Origin of the sequence: Stenotrophomonas sp. 169 (genome assembly GCF_014621775.1) — a bacterium.
Lineage (GTDB): Bacteria > Pseudomonadota > Gammaproteobacteria > Xanthomonadales > Xanthomonadaceae > Stenotrophomonas.
In genome coordinates this window covers 707,200-725,382 of record NZ_CP061204.1, presented here as the reverse complement: position 1 = coordinate 725,382, position 18,183 = coordinate 707,200, and the positions used below count along the sequence as shown (strand labels likewise).

Annotated in this window: 13 protein-coding genes; 4 read left to right on the top strand and 9 right to left on the bottom strand. The window is 65.5% G+C overall.

Annotated features, from left to right (window positions below):
- Positions 1 to 28 precede the first annotated feature (28 nt).
- Positions 29 to 1,474: an adenosylhomocysteinase gene (gene ahcY / locus ICJ04_RS03055; protein WP_188326091.1), complete on the top strand. Its 1,446-nt coding sequence runs from the start codon at positions 29 to 31 to the stop codon at positions 1,472 to 1,474.
- A 138-nt stretch (positions 1,475 to 1,612) separates the two neighbouring features.
- Here ahcY and ybaK read toward each other — a convergent pair whose 3' ends face one another.
- The 3 genes from ybaK to ICJ04_RS03040 form a co-directional block, all read right to left on the bottom strand.
- A complete protein-coding gene (gene ybaK / locus ICJ04_RS03050) occupies positions 1,613 to 2,080 on the bottom strand; it encodes a Cys-tRNA(Pro) deacylase (protein WP_188326090.1) in 468 nt (155 codons plus the stop codon).
- Positions 2,081 to 2,650: 570 nt separating this feature from the next.
- Positions 2,651 to 3,208, bottom strand: a complete 558-nt coding sequence (locus ICJ04_RS03045; protein WP_188326089.1) for a DUF3228 family protein — start codon at positions 3,206 to 3,208, stop codon at positions 2,651 to 2,653.
- 30 nt (positions 3,209 to 3,238) lie between these two features.
- Positions 3,239 to 3,661: a hypothetical protein gene (locus tag ICJ04_RS03040; RefSeq protein ID WP_188326088.1), complete on the bottom strand. Its 423-nt coding sequence runs from the start codon at positions 3,659 to 3,661 to the stop codon at positions 3,239 to 3,241.
- A gap of 383 nt (positions 3,662 to 4,044) precedes the next feature.
- Here ICJ04_RS03040 and metF point away from each other — a divergent pair, with 383 nt between their 5' ends.
- Both metF and ICJ04_RS03030 read left to right on the top strand, forming a co-directional pair.
- Positions 4,045 to 4,872, top strand: coding sequence for a methylenetetrahydrofolate reductase [NAD(P)H] (gene metF, locus ICJ04_RS03035; RefSeq protein WP_188326087.1), 828 nt, complete (start codon positions 4,045 to 4,047; stop codon positions 4,870 to 4,872).
- A gap of 46 nt (positions 4,873 to 4,918) precedes the next feature.
- Positions 4,919 to 5,494 carry a DUF4124 domain-containing protein gene (locus ICJ04_RS03030; protein WP_188326086.1) on the top strand — a complete coding sequence of 192 codons (576 nt, stop codon included), beginning with the start codon at positions 4,919 to 4,921 and terminating at the stop codon, positions 5,492 to 5,494.
- A 246-nt stretch (positions 5,495 to 5,740) separates the two neighbouring features.
- Here ICJ04_RS03030 and ICJ04_RS03025 read toward each other — a convergent pair whose 3' ends face one another.
- The 4 genes from ICJ04_RS03025 to ICJ04_RS03010 form a co-directional block, all read right to left on the bottom strand.
- Positions 5,741 to 6,697, bottom strand: coding sequence for a Nudix family hydrolase (locus ICJ04_RS03025; protein ID WP_188326085.1), 957 nt, complete (start codon positions 6,695 to 6,697; stop codon positions 5,741 to 5,743).
- A gap of 117 nt (positions 6,698 to 6,814) precedes the next feature.
- Positions 6,815 to 10,489, bottom strand: coding sequence for an autotransporter domain-containing protein (locus ICJ04_RS03020; protein ID WP_188326084.1), 3,675 nt, complete (start codon positions 10,487 to 10,489; stop codon positions 6,815 to 6,817).
- A gap of 612 nt (positions 10,490 to 11,101) precedes the next feature.
- The gene (secA, locus tag ICJ04_RS03015) at positions 11,102 to 13,828 is read right to left on the bottom strand and encodes a preprotein translocase subunit SecA (protein ID WP_188326083.1); all 2,727 of its coding nucleotides are present in this window, start codon (positions 13,826 to 13,828) and stop codon (positions 11,102 to 11,104) included.
- 264 nt (positions 13,829 to 14,092) lie between these two features.
- A complete protein-coding gene (locus tag ICJ04_RS03010) occupies positions 14,093 to 15,046 on the bottom strand; it encodes a M23 family metallopeptidase (RefSeq protein ID WP_188326082.1) in 954 nt (317 codons plus the stop codon).
- Between the two features lie 12 nt (positions 15,047 to 15,058).
- Between ICJ04_RS03010 and ICJ04_RS03005 the strand changes: the two genes are divergently transcribed.
- Positions 15,059 to 15,499 carry a DUF721 domain-containing protein gene (locus tag ICJ04_RS03005; protein WP_188326081.1) on the top strand — a complete coding sequence of 147 codons (441 nt, stop codon included), beginning with the start codon at positions 15,059 to 15,061 and terminating at the stop codon, positions 15,497 to 15,499.
- 273 nt (positions 15,500 to 15,772) lie between these two features.
- Here the strand turns inward: ICJ04_RS03005 and lpxC are convergent, their stop codons facing one another.
- Together lpxC and ftsZ are read right to left on the bottom strand one after the other, a co-directional pair.
- Complete coding sequence (gene lpxC, locus ICJ04_RS03000; protein ID WP_188326080.1) at positions 15,773 to 16,684, bottom strand: UDP-3-O-acyl-N-acetylglucosamine deacetylase; 912 nt, start codon at positions 16,682 to 16,684, stop codon at positions 15,773 to 15,775.
- Between the two features lie 220 nt (positions 16,685 to 16,904).
- Positions 16,905 to 18,170, bottom strand: coding sequence for a cell division protein FtsZ (ftsZ, locus tag ICJ04_RS02995; protein WP_188326079.1), 1,266 nt, complete (start codon positions 18,168 to 18,170; stop codon positions 16,905 to 16,907).
- Positions 18,171 to 18,183: the final 13 nt, after the last annotated feature.

Here is an 18,183-nt window from a genome sequence, read left to right as displayed (position 1 = left end):
AACCGCTCGTCCACAACCGGAGCAATGAATGAACGCTGTTGCCAAGACCTTCTCCACCGAAGGTGATTACAAGATTGCCGATATCTCGCTGGCCGACTGGGGCCGCAAGGAACTGGACATCGCCGAGCACGAGATGCCGGGCCTGATGTCGATCCGCCGCAAGCACCAGGCCGACCTGCCGCTGAAGGGCGTGCGCGTGACCGGCTCGCTGCATATGACCATCCAGACCGCCGTGCTGATCGAAACGCTGAAGGACATCGGCGCGGACGTGCGTTGGGCGTCGTGCAATATCTTCTCCACCCAGGACCATGCGGCCGCTGCGATCGCCGCGACCGGCACCCCGGTGTTCGCCTGGAAGGGCGAGACGCTGGAAGAGTATTGGGACTGCACCCTGGACGCGCTGACCTTCACCCTGGCCGATGGCACGCTGACCGGTCCGGAACTGGTGGTCGATGACGGCGGCGACGTGACCCTGCTGATCCACAAGGGTTACGAGCTGGAAAACGGCAGCACGTGGGTGAACGAGCCGGCGGCATCGCACGAAGAACAGGTCATCAAGAACCTGCTCAAGCGCGTGGCCACCGAGCGCCCGGGTTACTGGGGGCGCGTCGTCCAGGATTGGAAGGGTGTCTCTGAAGAGACCACCACCGGCGTGCACCGCCTGTACCAGCTGGCCCAGGCCGGCACGCTGCTGATCCCGGCCATCAACGTCAACGACTCGGTCACCAAGAGCAAGTTCGACAACCTGTACGGCTGCCGCGAGTCGCTGGCCGACGGCCTGAAGCGCGCGATGGACGTGATGCTGGCCGGCAAGGTCGCCGTGGTCTGCGGCTACGGTGACGTGGGCAAGGGCTGCGCCGCCTCGCTGCGTGCCTACGGTGCGCGCGTGGTGGTCACCGAGATCGACCCGATCTGCGCCCTGCAGGCGGCGATGGAAGGCTTCGAGGTCAACACCCTTGAGTCCACCTTGGGCCGTGGCGACATCTATGTCACCACCACCGGCAACAAGGACATCATCCGCATCGAGCACCTGAGCAAGATGAAGGACCAGGCCATCGTCTGCAACATCGGCCACTTCGACAACGAGATCCAGGTCGATGCCCTGAACGCCCTTGCCGGCGTGCAGAAGATCAACATCAAGCCGCAGGTCGACAAGTACGTGTTCGACAACGGCAACGCGATCTTCCTGCTGGCCGACGGCCGCCTGGTGAACCTGGGCTGCGCCACCGGCCACCCGAGCTTCGTGATGTCCAACTCGTTCGCCAACCAGACGCTCGCGCAGATCGACCTGTGGGCGAACAAGGACAGCTACGAGAAGAAGGTGTACCTGCTGCCGAAGAAGCTGGACGAGGAAGTGGCGCGTCTGCATCTGGAAAAGATCGGCGTGAAGCTGACCACGCTGAGCAAGGAACAGGCCGATTACATCGGCGTGCCGGTGGAAGGTCCGTTCAAGCCGGATCACTACCGCTACTGATCCAGCGGTTCACCGCGATGATCCACGGACGGGCGCCTTCGGGCGCCCGTTTCTGTTTGAGGACTGCCGTTGTGCCTGTCGAACACGCGAGCGCCGAAGGCATCGGCGGGAGCCGCTGCCACCGTGCGCCGCTCGGCATTACCGTCCGATCGCGCAGAACACCGCACGGGTGAGCCGCGCCAGATCACCCGGCGCCAGCTCCACTTCCAGGCCGCGCCGTCCCGCACTGACATTCAGTGTTGCCAGCGAATCGGCGCTGATATCGATGAACGTACGCAGCCGCTTCTTCTGCGCCAGCGGACTGATGCCACCGACCAGATACCCTGTCGCGCGCTGCGCGGCGTCGACATGGGCGAGCTCGCACTTACGGCAACCTGCGCTGTGCGCCAATGCTTTCAGATCAAGCTGCCCGGACACGGGCACGAGGGCGACCAGCAGTTCGTGGCCCTCGGTACTGACCACCAACGTCTTGAACACCTGTTCCGGCATCAGTCCCAGCTTTTCCACCGCCTCGTGACCGAAAGAATCCGCGTGCGTGTCATGGACGTAGCTGCGCACGGTGTGATCGATCTTTTCGCGCTTGAGCAGGTTGATGGCGGGCGTCATCGCGCCATGGTAGCGCCGAGCCGTGCTCGGCGAGCGCAGCGGCGGCCTCTACACGTCCAGCCGGCCGGGCGCAGAGCGCCGCGCGGGGCGCTCGCCGAGCGTGGCTCGGCGCTACCAGAGCCGCTGATCGGCACGCACGCATCCCGCCTGCGCATCGTGGGTAGCGCCGAGCCGTGCTCGGCGAGCGCAGCGGCGGCTTCTACACGTCCCGCCGGCAGGGCGCAGAGCGCCGCGCGGGGCGCTCGCCGAGCGTGGCTCGGCGCTACCAGGGCCGCTGATCGGCCCACACGCTTCCCGCCTGCGCGCATCGTTGGTGGCGCCGCTGATCGGCACGCACGCATCCCGCCTGCGCGCATCGTGGGTAGCGCCGAGCCGTGCTCGGCGAGCGCAGCGGCAGCTTCTACACGTCCAGCCGGCAGGGCGCAGGGCGCCGCGCGGGGCGCTCGCCGAGCGTGGCTATGCCGGTCGTCCTGACCGGCACCCTGCGGGCCGTCGCAAGCGACGTTGGCGGCGGCTCCTGCCGCCGCCTTCGGCGCTACCAGGGCGTTCCGGTATCAAGGGGACGGCGGGTCATGGGCGCCAGTTGGCGTTGCTGTCCCAGAACGTGACCGCTCGCGCGTAGGCATCGCGGTCCAGCGGCACGCCGGATCCGCCCTCCTCCACGCCCAGCGCGTTGCGCATCATGGTGATCGGTGCCATCGGCACTTCTTCCGGCTCGGCGGTGTAGATGCAGCCGACGATGCCCCACTCCGCATCGATCGGTGAGCCTTCCTTTGCCAGCTGCTCGGCGCTGTACAGAATCACCACCAGATAGTTCGCCACCGGCGACTCCACGCCCTCGAACCAGCGGACCAGCACCGGCAACTCGTCGCGATTGCGCGCTTCGTATCCGCTGCGCAGCAGGTGCTGGTTCTGCTCGGTGATGGGCACGGTCAGGCAGCGGGTGCTTGTCCAGTTTTCATACACGAAGAGTCTGCAGAACGGCGCGTAGCCCTCGAGCACCGTCAAGGGTGCGTGGCCGTTGAGGTGCTGCACGAACTGCTCGGCCGTGCAGTCCTGAATGGTGTTGGCGCGGGGCTTGCGCGGGAACAGGCGGGGACGGGCGAACTCGGTCAGGACGATGGACATGGCAGGCACGGCGGGGCGGGAAACGTAGGCCTAGGGTACAGGCGTGCCGACGCTGACGCGCAGCTCCACACCCAGCGCGCGCAGGGCGCCCAGCACCGTGCTGAAGGTCAGCGTGCGGCGGCCGGACAGCTGCCGCTGCAGCACATCGAAGGAGAGCCCACAGGCCTGTGCGATGCGGCGCAGGTCGCCGGGATCGGTCACATCCCGCAACGCCTCGGCCAAGGTTCCGGGATCACCGCCGCTTTCAAAGATGCAGGCATCCAGATGATTGGCGATGTCCAAGGGGGTGCGCGGCCTTTCCTGCTCTACAGCGGCGCGCAGGCCCGTGGGATCGCGCATGCCGTTGCGTTCCAGAAGGCGTTCAAGGTGCTGGGCCACCTCGGTGGCAAGTTCGCGCACGTCATCACCGATCAGCGAACGCAGGCGCGCAACAGGGAGAGCGGGATCCGTCATGGGGTTGAGCCTCGCTAACGTGGAGGCCGCCTGCGCCAGGGCGCGAGGCGGCGGACGATGCGGGTTGGAGTACCGGACCTAACGAAAAAAACCGGCGGATAGTATCCCCACGCATCGCCCGCCAGAGAGCTGGCGCGGTGATGCATTCTCCGCCGTGCCCAGGGGGCAAAACAGAGCCAATTTCGAAAGGTAACAGGACTCCAATCCCGGCCGGTGCTTCCACGTCACCGACCTGCACATCCTGCCCAGTACGCCCCGAGCCAGTCCATCAGGAAACGTGCAATGCCACGAGACGGCTGCCACGCGCTGCCCCGACCTTGACGACTTGCATATCCATCGCGATGGAGAGATATAATGAGCGCAAACCCGCTGCCGCTATCGCCATGACTTCTCTCAGCTTCGAGTTCTATCCTCCCAAGACCGACGAACAGCGCGGCCAGCTGGACCGTACGGCGGCCAAACTGCGCAGCTTCGCGCCCGAGTACGTGTCGTGTACGTTCGGTGCAGGCGGGTCCACCTTGAGCTATACCTCCGAGACCGTACGCCACCTCAAGCAGCACCACCGTTTCGAGTCTGCACCGCATCTGTCCTGCGTGGGCGGCAGCCGCCAGGAAATACGCGAGCTGCTCAAGCTGTACCGCGCCATCGGCTGCACCCGCATCGTCGCCCTGCGCGGCGACCTCCCCTCCGGCATGGGCCATCCCGGCGACCTGCGCTATGCGGCCGAGCTGATCGATTTCATCCGCGCCGAGCACGGCGACGCTTTCCGCATCGAAGTGGGCGCCTATCCGGAAACGCATCCACAGGCAGCCGACGCGCTGACCGACCTGAAGCACTTCAAGGCGAAGGTGGATGCGGGCGCCGATGCGGCCATCACCCAGTACTTCTACAACGCCGACGCCTACTTCCACTTCGTCGATGCCGTACACCGTCTTGGCGTCACGGTACCGATCGTGCCCGGCATCATGCCGATCTCCAACTTCAGCCAGCTCCGCCGCTTCTCTGAGCAGTGCGGTGCGGAGATCCCGCGCTGGATCAGCCGCAAGATGCAGGCTTACGGTGACGACAGCACGGCCATCCGGGCGTTCGGGTCGGAGGTGGTGGCCCAGTTGTGCCAGCGCCTGCTGGACGGCGGCGCGCCGGGCCTGCATTTCTACACGTTGAACCTGGCCAAGCCCACAACGTCGGTGTTGAAGCTGCTGCGCAGCTGAGGCGGCACACCACCACGGCAGGCTGTGACCCGCTACTCTGCGGGCAATGAATATCTTCGCCGCCTGCCTGCCCCTGCTGCTGTTGCTTTCCGCCGTGCCGTCGGCCCATGCGCAACCGCAGCGCCTCAACCGCTGCACCGACGCAGGCGGGCAGAGCGTTTACACCGACCGGCCGTGTGAGGCCGTGGGTGCCCGTGCACGCTTACCCGAGGCCACCGCGCCGGCAGCAGGGAACACGCAGGAGCGCAATACGCTGGGCGCAAGCTGTCCGCGTCGGCTGAGCGAGCTGGTTGGTGCGTTGCGCGGTGCAGTCGCTGCCAACGACGTCAATCGACTCTCGACGCTGTACTTGTGGAGCGCGGTGTCCGATGTCGGTGCACAACGCATCCTCGGCCAGCTGGAATCCATTGCGCGGCGCCCGCTGGTCGATATCGTGCCGGTGTATCCGACGGACGAACCCGATCCGGGCACGCCGCTGGCCGAGTCGACCGGCGATGTAGCGCTGCCGCGCGCGAACCCGATCGGCCTGCGTTTGCACCAGGTATTGCCGGGTACGGCAACGCCCTCGAGCACCGTACTGGGCCTGCGGCGGCAGTACGGGTGTTTCTGGATCACGCTGTGAGGTAACGCGGCGCCGGGCTCGGCGGGGGCCGGATGCGCCGCTGCGCTCGCCGAGCGTGGCTCGGCGCTACCACGGCATCGGCAGTCGGTAGAACAGCGGCTGAGGATCACGCTGTGAAGGATCCGGATGCGCCGCTGCGCTCGCCGAGCGTGGCTATGCCGGTCGTCCTGACCGGCACCCTACGGGCCGTCGCAAGCGACGTTGGCAGCGGCTCCTGCCGCTGCCTTCGGCGCTACCACGGTACGCTCAGTCGGTCGGCCAGAGGCCGCGGATCGCGGCGATGCCCTGTGCGCCATGTCGGCGCGCGGTGGTGATGTCCTGCACGCCCAGGCCACCCAGCGCGTAGATCGGCAGGGCGACCTGTGCGCGCAGCGCGGCGAAGCGCTCCCAGCCCATCGGTGCCGCGTCGGGGTGGCTGGCGGTACGCTGCACCGGCCCCAGCACCACGAAGTCGCACCCCAGGGACTGCGCTGCCTGCAGCTGCTGCAGGTCATGGCAGGATGCCGCGACGGGTTGTTCGGCAGGCAGGGGGCGCTCGCGTAATGCCGTCAACTGCTCTGCGCCAAGGTGCACCCCGGTCCCAAGATGACGGGCCAATTCAATGTCCCGGTTGACCAGCCATTGGCTGACGCCCCGGTGACGACGCACGGCGGACTCGCACAGCTGCGCACGCTGTGGATGATCGGCTGGAAACCGCAACTGGATGCGCTGATGACCTGCGTCGACAGCGCGCCACAGTTGTTCGTGCCAGCGCTCGTTGTCGATGTCATCCTCCAGGGGCGCAGGCGTGATCAGATAGCGATCCGGCTCGCGCAGCGCAGCCACTACCGGCAGGTCGGCCGGCGGCATGGAGTAGCGGCCCAGTTTGTCCGGCGCGACCCAGGTGATGGCCTGGCCTTCACGACCGCGCGGTGTGCCCTTCCAGCTGCGTACATGGCGCACTTCCAGCACCAGGTCTTTGTCCGGGTAGCACTGGGGTACGTCCATCAGCCACTCACCGATGTCCGCTTCGATGCCCAGCTCTTCGTGCAGTTCGCGGGCAAGCGCCTGTTCGGAGGTTTCGCCTGGCTCGCGCTTGCCGCCGGGGAACTCCCACAGACCGGCCAGATCGCTGTGTTCAGTACGCCGGTTGAGCAGCACGCGGCCGCGGGCGTCGGTGATGACGCCGGCCACCACGTGTATCGATCGTTTGGGGGAGGACATGGAAGCAGCATGCCCAAAACGAGTGAGGTGACGCAAGATGCCTGTACGCCGTAAGCGACCAGACGACAACGGGCCCCCGAAGGAGCCCGTTGCCGTGTCCACATGCTCAGCCGTGACTCAGAATGCGACGTTCCAGTTCAGCTGCGCACCCACTTCCCGCTGACCTTCACCTGCACGGCCCTGGGCGGCCAGCGACAGGCGGCTGCGGCTGGAGGTGTTGACCGACACGCCCAGCTCGGCGATGCCCACGTTGCGGGCCAGCGGCAGGCCAACAACGGTGAACGGGCTGCTGCCGGCCACGAACTGGTGGCGGGAATCCGCGCGCAGTTCGCCGGCGGCGTTCTGCCACGCCAGCCCAGCTTCCAGCCGTGCGCCGTCCTGCTGACCGCCGCTGATGTCCCAGGCGGCCCGCACGCCGGCGGTGGTCGTCCACACCTCGTCTTTGCTGGAGGCGATCGCCAAGGCGGCATTGCCACCGGATTCGACGCCGCCCTCGGTGGACAGGCGCGTGTAAGCCAGTGCCACGTACGGGGTCAGCGTCAACGCATCGTCGACCTGGAAATCCCAACCGCCTTCCACGAAGCCCGATATCGCGTGCGCGTCACGGCGGCTGGACAGCGACTGTCCCCATGCCGTGCCCGCGCCCACGGTGCGACGCGTATCCAGCGTGTAGTCCGCATAGCTGGCGCCCCCGTTGACGTACAGCGCATCCCCACGGAATCCGCCATACAGGCCGCCGTGCACGGCATCGACTTCCGTCGTTGCGTTGCGCGCATCGACCTGCTGACGCAGCGACTCGGGGCCACCGGCCACACCGACCGTCCAGCGCTCGCCGATGCTCCAGTCCGCACCGGCCATCAGGCCTTCACGGTGGTCGCGGGTGCGGGCTGCCGTTCCATCGCCATCGCGGCGGCTGGACGCGCCACTGCCCCCGATCCAGGCGGATGGGCCACCCTCACTGGCCGGCATGCCGCTACGCAGGCGCTGGCCGATGCCATCGCGCAGGAAACGGTCTTCCAGCAACAAGGCACGACTGCTGGCGTGAATTTCGCCGGACAGGTCATCGAACGCCAGGCGTGCGCTGTCCGCATCCAGCATCAGCAGGCGGTTGTACAGCGCCAGGGCGTCACCGGACTGCTGCAGCGTATCCAGCGCAGCGGCCGTGGCGAGCTGGTTGCCGGTGGCGGCGACGGTGACGAACACGCGCGGCGGTGGCGGCGGGGTAACCGGATCCACCGGCGGGGTGATCGGGTCCACCGGCGGATCGACGGGCGGGTCCACCGGCGGATCAACAGGGGGATCCACCGGGCCGGTGTCTTTCACCGCGATGTTCAGCCGCACGTCGTTGGCGGTATAGCTCAGCGATGTATCCAGGAAGGCCGAGCGGGAGATCACGTCGTCGAAGGTGCCGACGACCCCGCCTGCTGCGGTCAGGATGGTGTAGGTCTGTCCGTCCTGGTAGCTGGTCGCAGGATCCAGTGCGGTGACGCGCACGCCGGTGTCGCCGGAGTTGAGGATGTTCGCGCCGCGGCCGATGTTCGCCTTGCCGGTCACCGTCAGCAGGTCGGCCTGCCCGTTGCCCAGCACGTCCACGTCAAAGAACGCCTTGTTGGCGACCTGTTCGGGGAAGGCTCCGCTGGTGTTGAAGAACAGATCACCATCGATGGTCATCGTGCCGACACCGGCGTTGCCTGGCGACAGCGTGCCGCCATTGAACACGTAGGTGCTGCCCAGCGTCGCATTGCCTGCCAGCACGCCGGATCCGCTTACTTCGGCCAGCGAACTGCGGCGCACTTCGCTGCCCAGGCCGGCACCGAAGTCGATGTCCTGCTGGAAGCCGGATGCACCGTTCAGCACCAGCGTGCCGCCCTGCACATTGATCTGCTGCTGCAGGGCCTGGCTGGGGCCCACATAGCCCGCGCCGGCGTACATGTCCGAGTTGATGACGAGCGTGCCGCCGGTGACGGTGACATCGCCGCCGAAGGCACTCAGGTCGCCATTGAGCGTGGTGGTGCCCGCCACCTGGGTGAGCGCGCCGCCGTGCAGGTGGGCGTTGGACGTTCCCGACGAGACGGTCTGGATGGTGTTGCCCAGTGCGATGTCGCCGGTGTGGTTGAACACCAGCCCGCCCGCGCTGCCGTTCATCGAGATCGCCGCGCCGTCCAGTGTTCCGGCTTCTTCCGCGGCCAGCCACTGCGGACCGCCGTCGGCAACGGACCACGTCGCCATGCCGCCGCCCAGCACCAGATAACCGCTCTGACCCAGCAGGATGCCGCTGCCACCGGCGACCCGCCCGCCGTTGCTCACGCTCAGCATGCCGTACGGCCCTTTCAGCAGCACCGCGCCCACGGTCAGCCCGTTCGCCGCTTCGATGGCCGAGCCGGCACCGCTGACACGGGTCTGTTCGTCCACCGCCACGGGCGCCATGCTGGCGTCGTTGAGACCGCCACTGATGTTCACCGCATCACTGCGGATGACCGCCCCATCCAGCACATCGAGGTTGGTGCTGATGTCCATCACCCCGGTGTTGGTCCACGTCGTATCCGCGCCGGTGATGAGCGCCGTGCCGGCAGCCGGGCCGAAGCTGTCCTTGATCGCCGCACGGTCGGATTCGATGGCGCCACCGGCTTCCAGCAGCAGGTGGTTGGTGACATCCACGCGTGCGGCGCGGATCGCCGAGCCTGCGCCGGTGACCACGATGCTGCCGGTCTGGCCGAAATCACCACTGCCCAGGGCGTCGTACTTTTCGGCATTTACCTCATCGGCGGTGACCACCCCGCCGTCCTCCACGCGCAGTGTGCCGTCGCCGTTCTGTCCGACGCGCACCGTAGTGGCATCAACCACCGAACCGGCGCCGCTGACGGTCAGCGTGCCGGTGGCGTTGTTGGACGTGCCAAGCACGAGATCCTGTGACACCAGCTGGCCACCGCCACTGACGGTGATCTCACCGCGGCCGCCCTGGGTGGCACCGGACTGTGTGCCCGCGCCGACATAGATGCCGCGATCCGCCGTGACCCGGCCGCCATTGATCGTCAGGGTGCCCTGTCCGACCTGTCCCACCAGCAGGTTGTTGTCAGTGACAAGCAGTTCGCCGCCGTTGCTTACGTTGATCGCACCGCTGCCTGCAGTGTCAGAGCCGACGCTGAGGCCGAAGTTGTTGACCACGCTGTAGGCCATCGTGGTGGCGACACGCCCGCCATCGATGTCCAGCGTGCCAGTGCCCTGGCGACCGACCAACAGCTGGCGCGCGGTGAGGCTGGAGTCGGCCCCGCGGACGATGGCGTTGCCCGTGCTGCCCGCGCCGTAGCCCAGCGTCACCGTGTTGTTGGAGGTGGCCTTGCCACCATCCAGCAGCTGCAGGCTGCCGGTTCCTGCTTCACCCACGCGCAATGCAGCGCCGGTCATCTGCAGGTAGGCCGTGGGCCCGATCACGCGCAGCGTGCCGTTGGCGCCGGCGACCGTGCCCAGCGACACCAGGCCGTTGGCGGTCAGGTTGCCGCTGCCGACCAGATCGATCGCCACGGCGCCAGTGTTGCCGATGAAGAAACCGTCGGCGTAGACGCGGGAATCGCCCACCACTTCGTCGGACGTAAAGTCGTAGGGTACGGCGAAGGCCGACGGCACGGAGGCGGCGCTGAGGCCAAGCGCCGCCAGCACCGCCACGCCCAGCGGCGAACGACGGCGCGTCGCAACGACAGCGCGGGCCGGTGCGGAAAGTGTGGAGGCCAGTTCAGAGGCCACCTGCATGACGCCGGTAGCCCGGTTGAAGACCAAGCGGTAAATCCTGTTCATGAAGCTCCTTGGGATAGCGGTCTGGACGCGGAGGGGACCGCGTCCCGCACACGGGGGATGTGCAGTGAACCCTGCGAGTTGAAGAACGCGCGGGGCCTGTGACCCTACGTGTGATGTCAGAAAATACCGAGGGCCTGATCCGACTTCCGTGTGGGGATCTGACCAATATGTCCGTAAGGGTTTTCTGATCTACGCTGATTGGTGACACGCATCACCCGATGCATAGCGAGCGTGATGCATTTGTAGTCGCGTGTTTTGCGATCGGCGTGCACGTTGTGGAGACGCAGATGACACCGATGCGTTGGATTTAGTGCAGGAAACGTCATCGTTCGCGCTGGTTCTGCGACCACTCGTGCGATCGTCCTGCGGCTTGGTAGAGCCGACTTCAGTCGGCTGGCTGTGTGCGGAAAAGGCAGCCGACTGAAGTCGGCTCTACCGTCGGCTGGCTGTGTGCGGAAAAAGCAGCCGACTGAAGTCGGCTCTACCGTCGGCTGGCTGTGTGCGGAAAAAGCAGCCGACTGAAGTCGGGTTTACCGGCGGGTTTACCGGCGGGTTTACCGGCGGGTTGCGCGAGATAAAAAAAACCCCGCTTGCGCGGGGTTTTTTCTAGAGTCAGCTCAGCTGACCGTGGCAGTGCTTGTACTTCTTGCCGCTGCCACAAGGGCAGGGGTCATTGCGGCCGATCTTCGGCTCGCCGCCCTGGCCCTGCGCGACCTGCGCGGCTTCCACCTGCGCGGCTTCTTCGTCGGCGCTGTAGCCGCCGGCATCCTGATGCTGGAACTGCGACTGGCTGAGGCGCGCCTGTACCTGCTGACGCTCCGCGGCTTCCAGGGCCGCCACTTCCTCGTCGCTGCGGATGCGCACGCGCGACAACATCGTCACCACTTCGCGCTTCACGTCTTCCAACATGTTGGAGAACAGCTCGAACGCTTCCTTCTTGTACTCCTGCTTCGGCTGCTTCTGCGCATAGCCGCGCAGGTAAATGCCCTGGCGCAGGTAATCCATGCGAGCCAGATGCTCCTTCCAGCTCTGGTCGAGCACGGTCAGCATCACGTGCTTCTCCAGCGCGCGCATGGTGTCTGCACCGACGCCACTTTCCTTTGCATCGAAATGCGCGTTGACGCGCTCCTGCACCTTCTGCGCGATGCCTTCGGCGTCAAGCTCTTCGTGGCTCTTGACCAGGTCGGTGACCGACATGTCGAGGCCGAACTCGGACTGCAGCGTGGCTTCCAGGCCCGGCAGGTCCCACTGTTCATCGATCGAGTTCGGCGGCACGAAGCGGGCGACGATGTCGAACACCACGTCGTCGCGGATGCCATCGACGTTGTCCTTGACCGAATCGGCATCCAGCAGTTCATCGCGCTGCGAGTAGATCACCTTGCGCTGGTCGTTGTTGACGTCGTCGAAATCCAGCAGGTTCTTGCGGATATCGAAGTTGTGCGCTTCGACCTTGCGCTGGGCCTTTTCGATCTGCCGGCTGACCAGGCGGTCTTCGATGACGTCGTCTTCCTTCATGCCCATCATGCGCATGGCCTTCTGCACCCAGTCGGAGGCGAAGATGCGCATCAGGTTGTCTTCCAGCGACAGGTAGAAACGGGACGAACCCGGATCACCCTGACGGCCGGAACGACCTCGCAACTGGTTGTCGATACGACGCGATTCGTGGCGCTCGGTACCGACGATGTGCAGGCCACCGGCGGCCTTGACGGCGTCATGCCGGACCTGCCACTCGGCCTTGGCCGCGGCGCGCTGGGCATCGCTGGCCTCCTCGCCCATCTCATGCAGTTCGGTTTCCAGCGAGCCGCCCAGCACGATATCGGTACCGCGACCGGCCATGTTGGTAGCGATGGTCACCGCACCCGGACGACCGGCGTTGGCGACGATGGTCGCTTCGCGGTCATGCTGCTTGGCGTTCAGCACTTCATGCTGCACACCGGCCTTGGCCAGGTGTTCGGACAGCATCTCCGAGGTTTCAATCGAGGTCGTACCCACCAGCACCGGCTGGCCCCGCTTGTTGCATTCCTGGATGTCGGCCAGCACCGCGTTGAACTTGCCTTGGCGGTTGAGGAACACCTGGTCCGGCGAGTCCTTGCGGATGGTCGGGCGGTTGGTCGGGATGACGACCACTTCCAGGTTGTAGATGCTCTGGAACTCGAAGGCTTCGGTATCGGCCGTACCGGTCATGCCGGACAGCTTCTTGTACATGCGGAAGAGATTCTGGAACGTGATGCTGGCCAGCGTCTGGTTCTCGCGCTGTACCGGCACGCCTTCCTTCGCTTCCACCGCCTGGTGCAGACCGTCCGACCAGCGACGACCGGCCAAGGTGCGGCCAGTGAACTCATCGACGATGACGACTTCGCCATCGCGCACGATGTAGTCCACGTCACGCTGGTAGATGGCGTGCGCGCGCAGCGCGGCATTCAGGTGATGCACGACGGTCAGGTTCTGTGCCGCGTACAGGCCTTCGGTCTCCGCGTCGAGGATGCCGGCTTCGACCAGCAGACGCTCGGCGTGCTCCATGCCCGCTTCGGACAGGTGCACCTGCTTGCCCTTCTCGTCGATCCAGAAGTCGCCCTCGGCTTCTTCGTTTTCCTGCTTCACCAGGTTCGGCACGATGCGGTTTACGCGGATGTACAGCTCCGGGGAATCATCGGCCGGACCGGAAATGATCAGCGGGGTACGCGCTTCGTCGATCAGGATGGAGTCGACTTCATCGACAATGGCGTAGTGCAGGCCGCGCTGGTAGCGGTCGGCCTTGGACAGCGCCATGTTGTCGCGCAGGTAATCGAAACCGAATTCGTTATTGGTGCCGTACGTGATGTCGCTGCCATAGGCCTCGCGCTTGTCACCGTGCGGCATGCCCGGATACACGACGCCCACGCTCAGGCCCAGCCAGTTGTACAGCTTGCCCATCTGCGCGGAGTCGCGGCGCGCCAGGTAGTCGTTCACGGTGACCACGTGCACGCCCTTGCCTTCGAGCGAGTTCAGATAGACCGGCAGCGTAGCGACCAGGGTCTTGCCTTCACCGGTGCGCATCTCGGCGATCTTGCCCAGGTGCAGCACCATGCCACCGATAAGCTGCACGTCGTAATGACGCATGCCGAGAACACGGCGGCTGGCTTCGCGGCAGACAGCGAACGCTTCCGGCAGCACCTTGTCCAACGCCTCGCCATCGGCGATGCGCTGCTTGAATTCCGGCGTCTTGGCCTGGAGCTGCTCATCGCTGAGCGCTTCCATCTCCGGCTCCAGCGCATTGACCTTGGCGACGATGCGATTGAGCTGGCGCAGCTGTCGTTCATTACGACTGCCGAATACGCGGGTAAGCAGGCTGTTGATCATTGAGGGAACCGGTTGTCAGGTGAACGCCGGCACGGCTCCATCGGGAATCCGTCCGCCGCAAACGAAACGAGGCGCCCTGCGCCCCGTCTATGGCATCACCCATTGTAACTTGGGATGGACGTGGGAGGATTCAAGCGCTTTGGCGGTTCGCTGGCCGGACCATAGCGCCGAGCGATGCTCGGCGGCATGCCCGCCACATTCGGCACACCCCGGGTGGGGCTGCCGCTGCGCTCGCCGAGCATGGCTCGGCGGTACCGGAACCCGTCAGCCGCGCGAAACGCGACCGACCGGGGTGTTGCCGCCGTCACCCAGGAACTTGCGCGGATTGACCACACGCCCGCTCTCCCAGACTTCGAAGTGCACATGGGCACCGGTGGAACGACCGGTGGAACCGGCCTTGGCCACTTCCTGACCGGCACGGACCAGGTCACCCACCTTCACCACCAGGCGCGAATTGTGCGCGTAGCGGGTCACGTAACCGTTGCCGTGATCCACATCGACGACGTTGCCGTAGCCGCCCTTCACACCGGAGAAGCTGACCACGCCTTCGGCGACGGACATCACCGGATCACCGACCTTGGCATGGAAATCAATGCCTTTGTGACTGCGTGCACCGCGACCGAACGGATCAGCACGGGTGCCGAAGCTGGACGTGACATAGCTGTTGCGGATCGGCATGCGCGAGGGCACGGCGTTCTGCTGCAGCTGATGGTCGAACATCAGCGATTCCATCACCGAGAGCTGGCTGCCTGAAGCAGCGAATCGCTGCTCCAGCACCTGTAAGTCGGCGTTGATGTCCTTGACCGGGATATCCACGGTCGGACCGCCGGCGTCGCCTTCACCCAGGCCGGGGGTTTCCTGGAAGTCGAACTCGCCGTCTTCCAGCTTGCCCATCTGGGTCAGGCGCTCACCCAGCGCATTGAGGCGGGTGGCTTGTGCCTGGAGCTCCCCAAGGCGCGCCGCAAGGGCGTTCACCTCGGTCTGCGACTGCAGGCGGACCTGGGCGAGTTCACGCTCCTGGCGGTCTACCTTGGCCTGCAGGCGGGAATCGCCCAGCAGGTTGGCCCCCATTCCACCGGCGAAGCCGATAATGCAGCCCATGCCCAGCACGCTGCCCAGCAGGGCGCGGGGACGATCCTCGAAGTAGAAGCGAAGACGCGCAAGGGGCGTTTTTGCCTTTCCATCACGCGTTTTGATTACGATCTTTTTGAATGCCATCAGTGAGTTTTCATGTCTGAGCCGAAATCCAGTGGTCGTCCCGCGTCTACGCCGAAGCCGGCGCTGGATGCGGTCATGGGTGACAAAACCGGGAACCCGCTGCGTCGTGCCTTATGGCTCGATGCGTTGGACCAACAATTACGCCCCCACTTGCCGCTCACCCTGCGCAACCATTGCAGGCTGGCGAACGTGAACGACGAACACCTCGTTTTTCTCGTCGAATCCCCTGTCTGGCATGCCAAATTGCGGCTTGCCGAAGCACAGTTGATCGACGCGGCCCGGTCCATCGGGCTGAAGGCCACCAAAGTGACCATCAAGACTGCGTCCCCCGCTCCACCACGCTCCCCAGCGATCGACAACCGGAATGGACCCCACGCAGTTTCAGCCGCCACGCACAAAGGACTACGCGACGCCTTGGCCAGCCTCCAGGACACGAAACCGTCCAGCTCCTGATGACCGCGAAGCATCCGGCTCCGCTTCCCCGCTCTGCCAACATGCCGTGGAAATGGCGTGAAGCTTTTGCGAGGACCGTGGGGCATCCTAACGGCGTCGGGTCGTCGAGTCGTTAGAGTTTTGTTATTTAAACGTTAAGTTCAGGCTTCTGACGGAACAGGTTCACAAACTGTGACGCCGTACTGGTCACTGCATGCTGGCCGTGAAGGCCGCGGCCCTGAACGCGAAACGCCGCCCGAGGGCGGCGTCAACTGGCTGATATCGCAGTGTTTTTCAGGCGTAGGCCTGAGCACCGTAGGCAACGGGCTCGGCAGCGGCGGGGGATTCGTAGCTCACCCACTCCCACGCGCTGGCATCGGCCATCAAGGCCCGCACCAGCTTGTTGTTCAGCGCATGACCGGACTTGAACCCTTCATAGGCCCCCAGCACCTGGCCGCCGGCAAGGTACAGATCGCCGATGGCGTCCAGGATCTTGTGCCGCACGAATTCGTCGGCATAGCGCAGGCCGTCTTCGTTCAGCACCCGGAACTCGTCCAGCACGATGGCGTTGTCCATCGAACCGCCCAGGCCCAGGTTGCGCTCGCGCATGTACTCCAGGTCACGCATGAAACCGAAGGTCCGGGCGCGGGAGATTTCCTTGGTATAGGCCATCGTGGAGAACTCGATTTCCTGCCGCGACTGCTTGGCGGGGATCATCGGGTGATCGAACTGGATGGTGAAACCGAGCTTGTAGCCCTCGTAGGGATCAAAGCGCGCGACCTTGTCACCTTCAGTGACTTCCACGGTCTTCAGTACGCGGATGAAGCGCTTGGCGGCGTCCTGTTCGATGATGCCCGCCGACTGCAGCAGGAACACGAACGGGCCGGACGAACCGTCCATGATCGGCAGCTCGGCCGAGGACAGTTCGACAATGATGTTGTCCACACCCAGGCCGGCCAACGCTGACATCAGGTGTTCGACGGTCTGGATCTTGGCGTCGTTGCAGGTCAGCCCGGTGCACAGGGTCACTTCGGTCACCAGCTCGGCCTTGGCCGGAACATCGACGACCGGGTCCAGGTCCACGCGGCGGAACACGATGCCATGGTTGACCGGTGCCGGGCGCAGGGTCATGTAGACCTTGTCGCCGCTGTGCAGGCCAACGCCGGTGGCGCGGATCGTGTTCTTGAGGGTGCGTTGCGGAATCATGGGGGGTGACCAGAAGCGTGCGGCGGGCCGCGATGGCCTGCCCCAGGGGGTGCAACAGATTAACACGCGGTCGCCCCTACTCCGGCTGAAGCCAGGCAGGTGGTGGCGCCACGCAGGTGCGGCGGGTGCGATTACAAGGCGGCCGGGCCCATCCTGGCCCGGCGCCTGCAATGCAGGACATGGTGCGTGATGCCGGGGAGGACAACCCCGGCAGCATGGATCAGTCGGCCTGGCGGCGCAGGAACGCCGGGATGTCCAGGTAATCGTTGGGCAGTTCGGCGGTCGGCGTGCTGCCCGCGCTGGCGCTCGAGCTGCTGGACGACGAAGACGACGCGCTGGACGAAGAGGACGCCGCTACGCTGTCGCTGCTCGCGCGACGCAGGCCCAGACCGACACCGCCAACCGCCTTGGACACCGCGTCACCGCCGTTGTCGAAGTCGGAGAACTCCGGCTGGCCGGTGGTGGCGTTGCGGACCAGCTTGATCGGCGCACGCTCGCCCGGACGCTGGCTCTTGCCGGCGGCCACGCGGTTGAGGCCGGTCGCGACCACGGTGACGCGCACTTCGTCCTGCATGTCCGGATCGAGCACGGTGCCGACCACCACGGTGGCGTCTTCCGAAGCGAAGCCGTCGATGGTGCGGCCGATCTCGTCGAATTCGGCCATGGTGAAGTCGGCACCGGCGGTGATGTTGACCAGGATGCCGTTGGCACCGGCCAGGTTCACATCGTCCAGCAGCGGGTTCTGGATGGCCGACTCGGCAGCGGCCTGCGCACGGTCATCACCGCGGGCGGTACCGGTACCCATCATCGCCAGGCCCATTTCGGACATCACGGTGCGCACGTCGGCGAAGTCGACGTTGATCAGGCCCGGACGCACGATCAGATCGGCGATGCCCTGCACGGCGCCCTGCAGCACGTCGTTGGCGGCACGGAACGCCTGGATCATGGTGGCGTTGCGGCCCAGGACGGTGATCAGCTTTTCGTTGGGGATGGTGATCAGCGAATCGCAGTGCTGGCTCAGTTCTTCGATGCCCTTCAGCGCAACCTGCATGCGGCGACGGCCTTCGAACGGGAACGGCTTGGTGACCACGGCAACGGTCAGGATGCCCATCTCCTTGGCCAACTGCGCCACCACCGGTGCAGCGCCCGTGCCGGTGCCACCGCCCATGCCGGCGGTGATGAAGACCATGTCCGCGCCCTGCAGCGCGTCGATGATGCGCTCGCGATCTTCCAGCGCAGCCTGGCGACCCACTTCCGGGTTCGCACCGGCGCCCAGGCCCTTGGTGACGTTGGTGCCCAGCTGCAGCTGCAGCTTCGCACCGCAATTCTTGATGGCCTGCGAGTCGGTGTTGGCGGTGATGAACTCCACGCCATCCACCGCTGAGTTGACCATGTGCGCTACAGCGTTTCCGCCGCCACCGCCCACGCCAACGACCTTGATCACCGCATTGGGTGCCATCTTTTCGATCAATTCAAAATGCGCCATGTCCGTGTCCTCG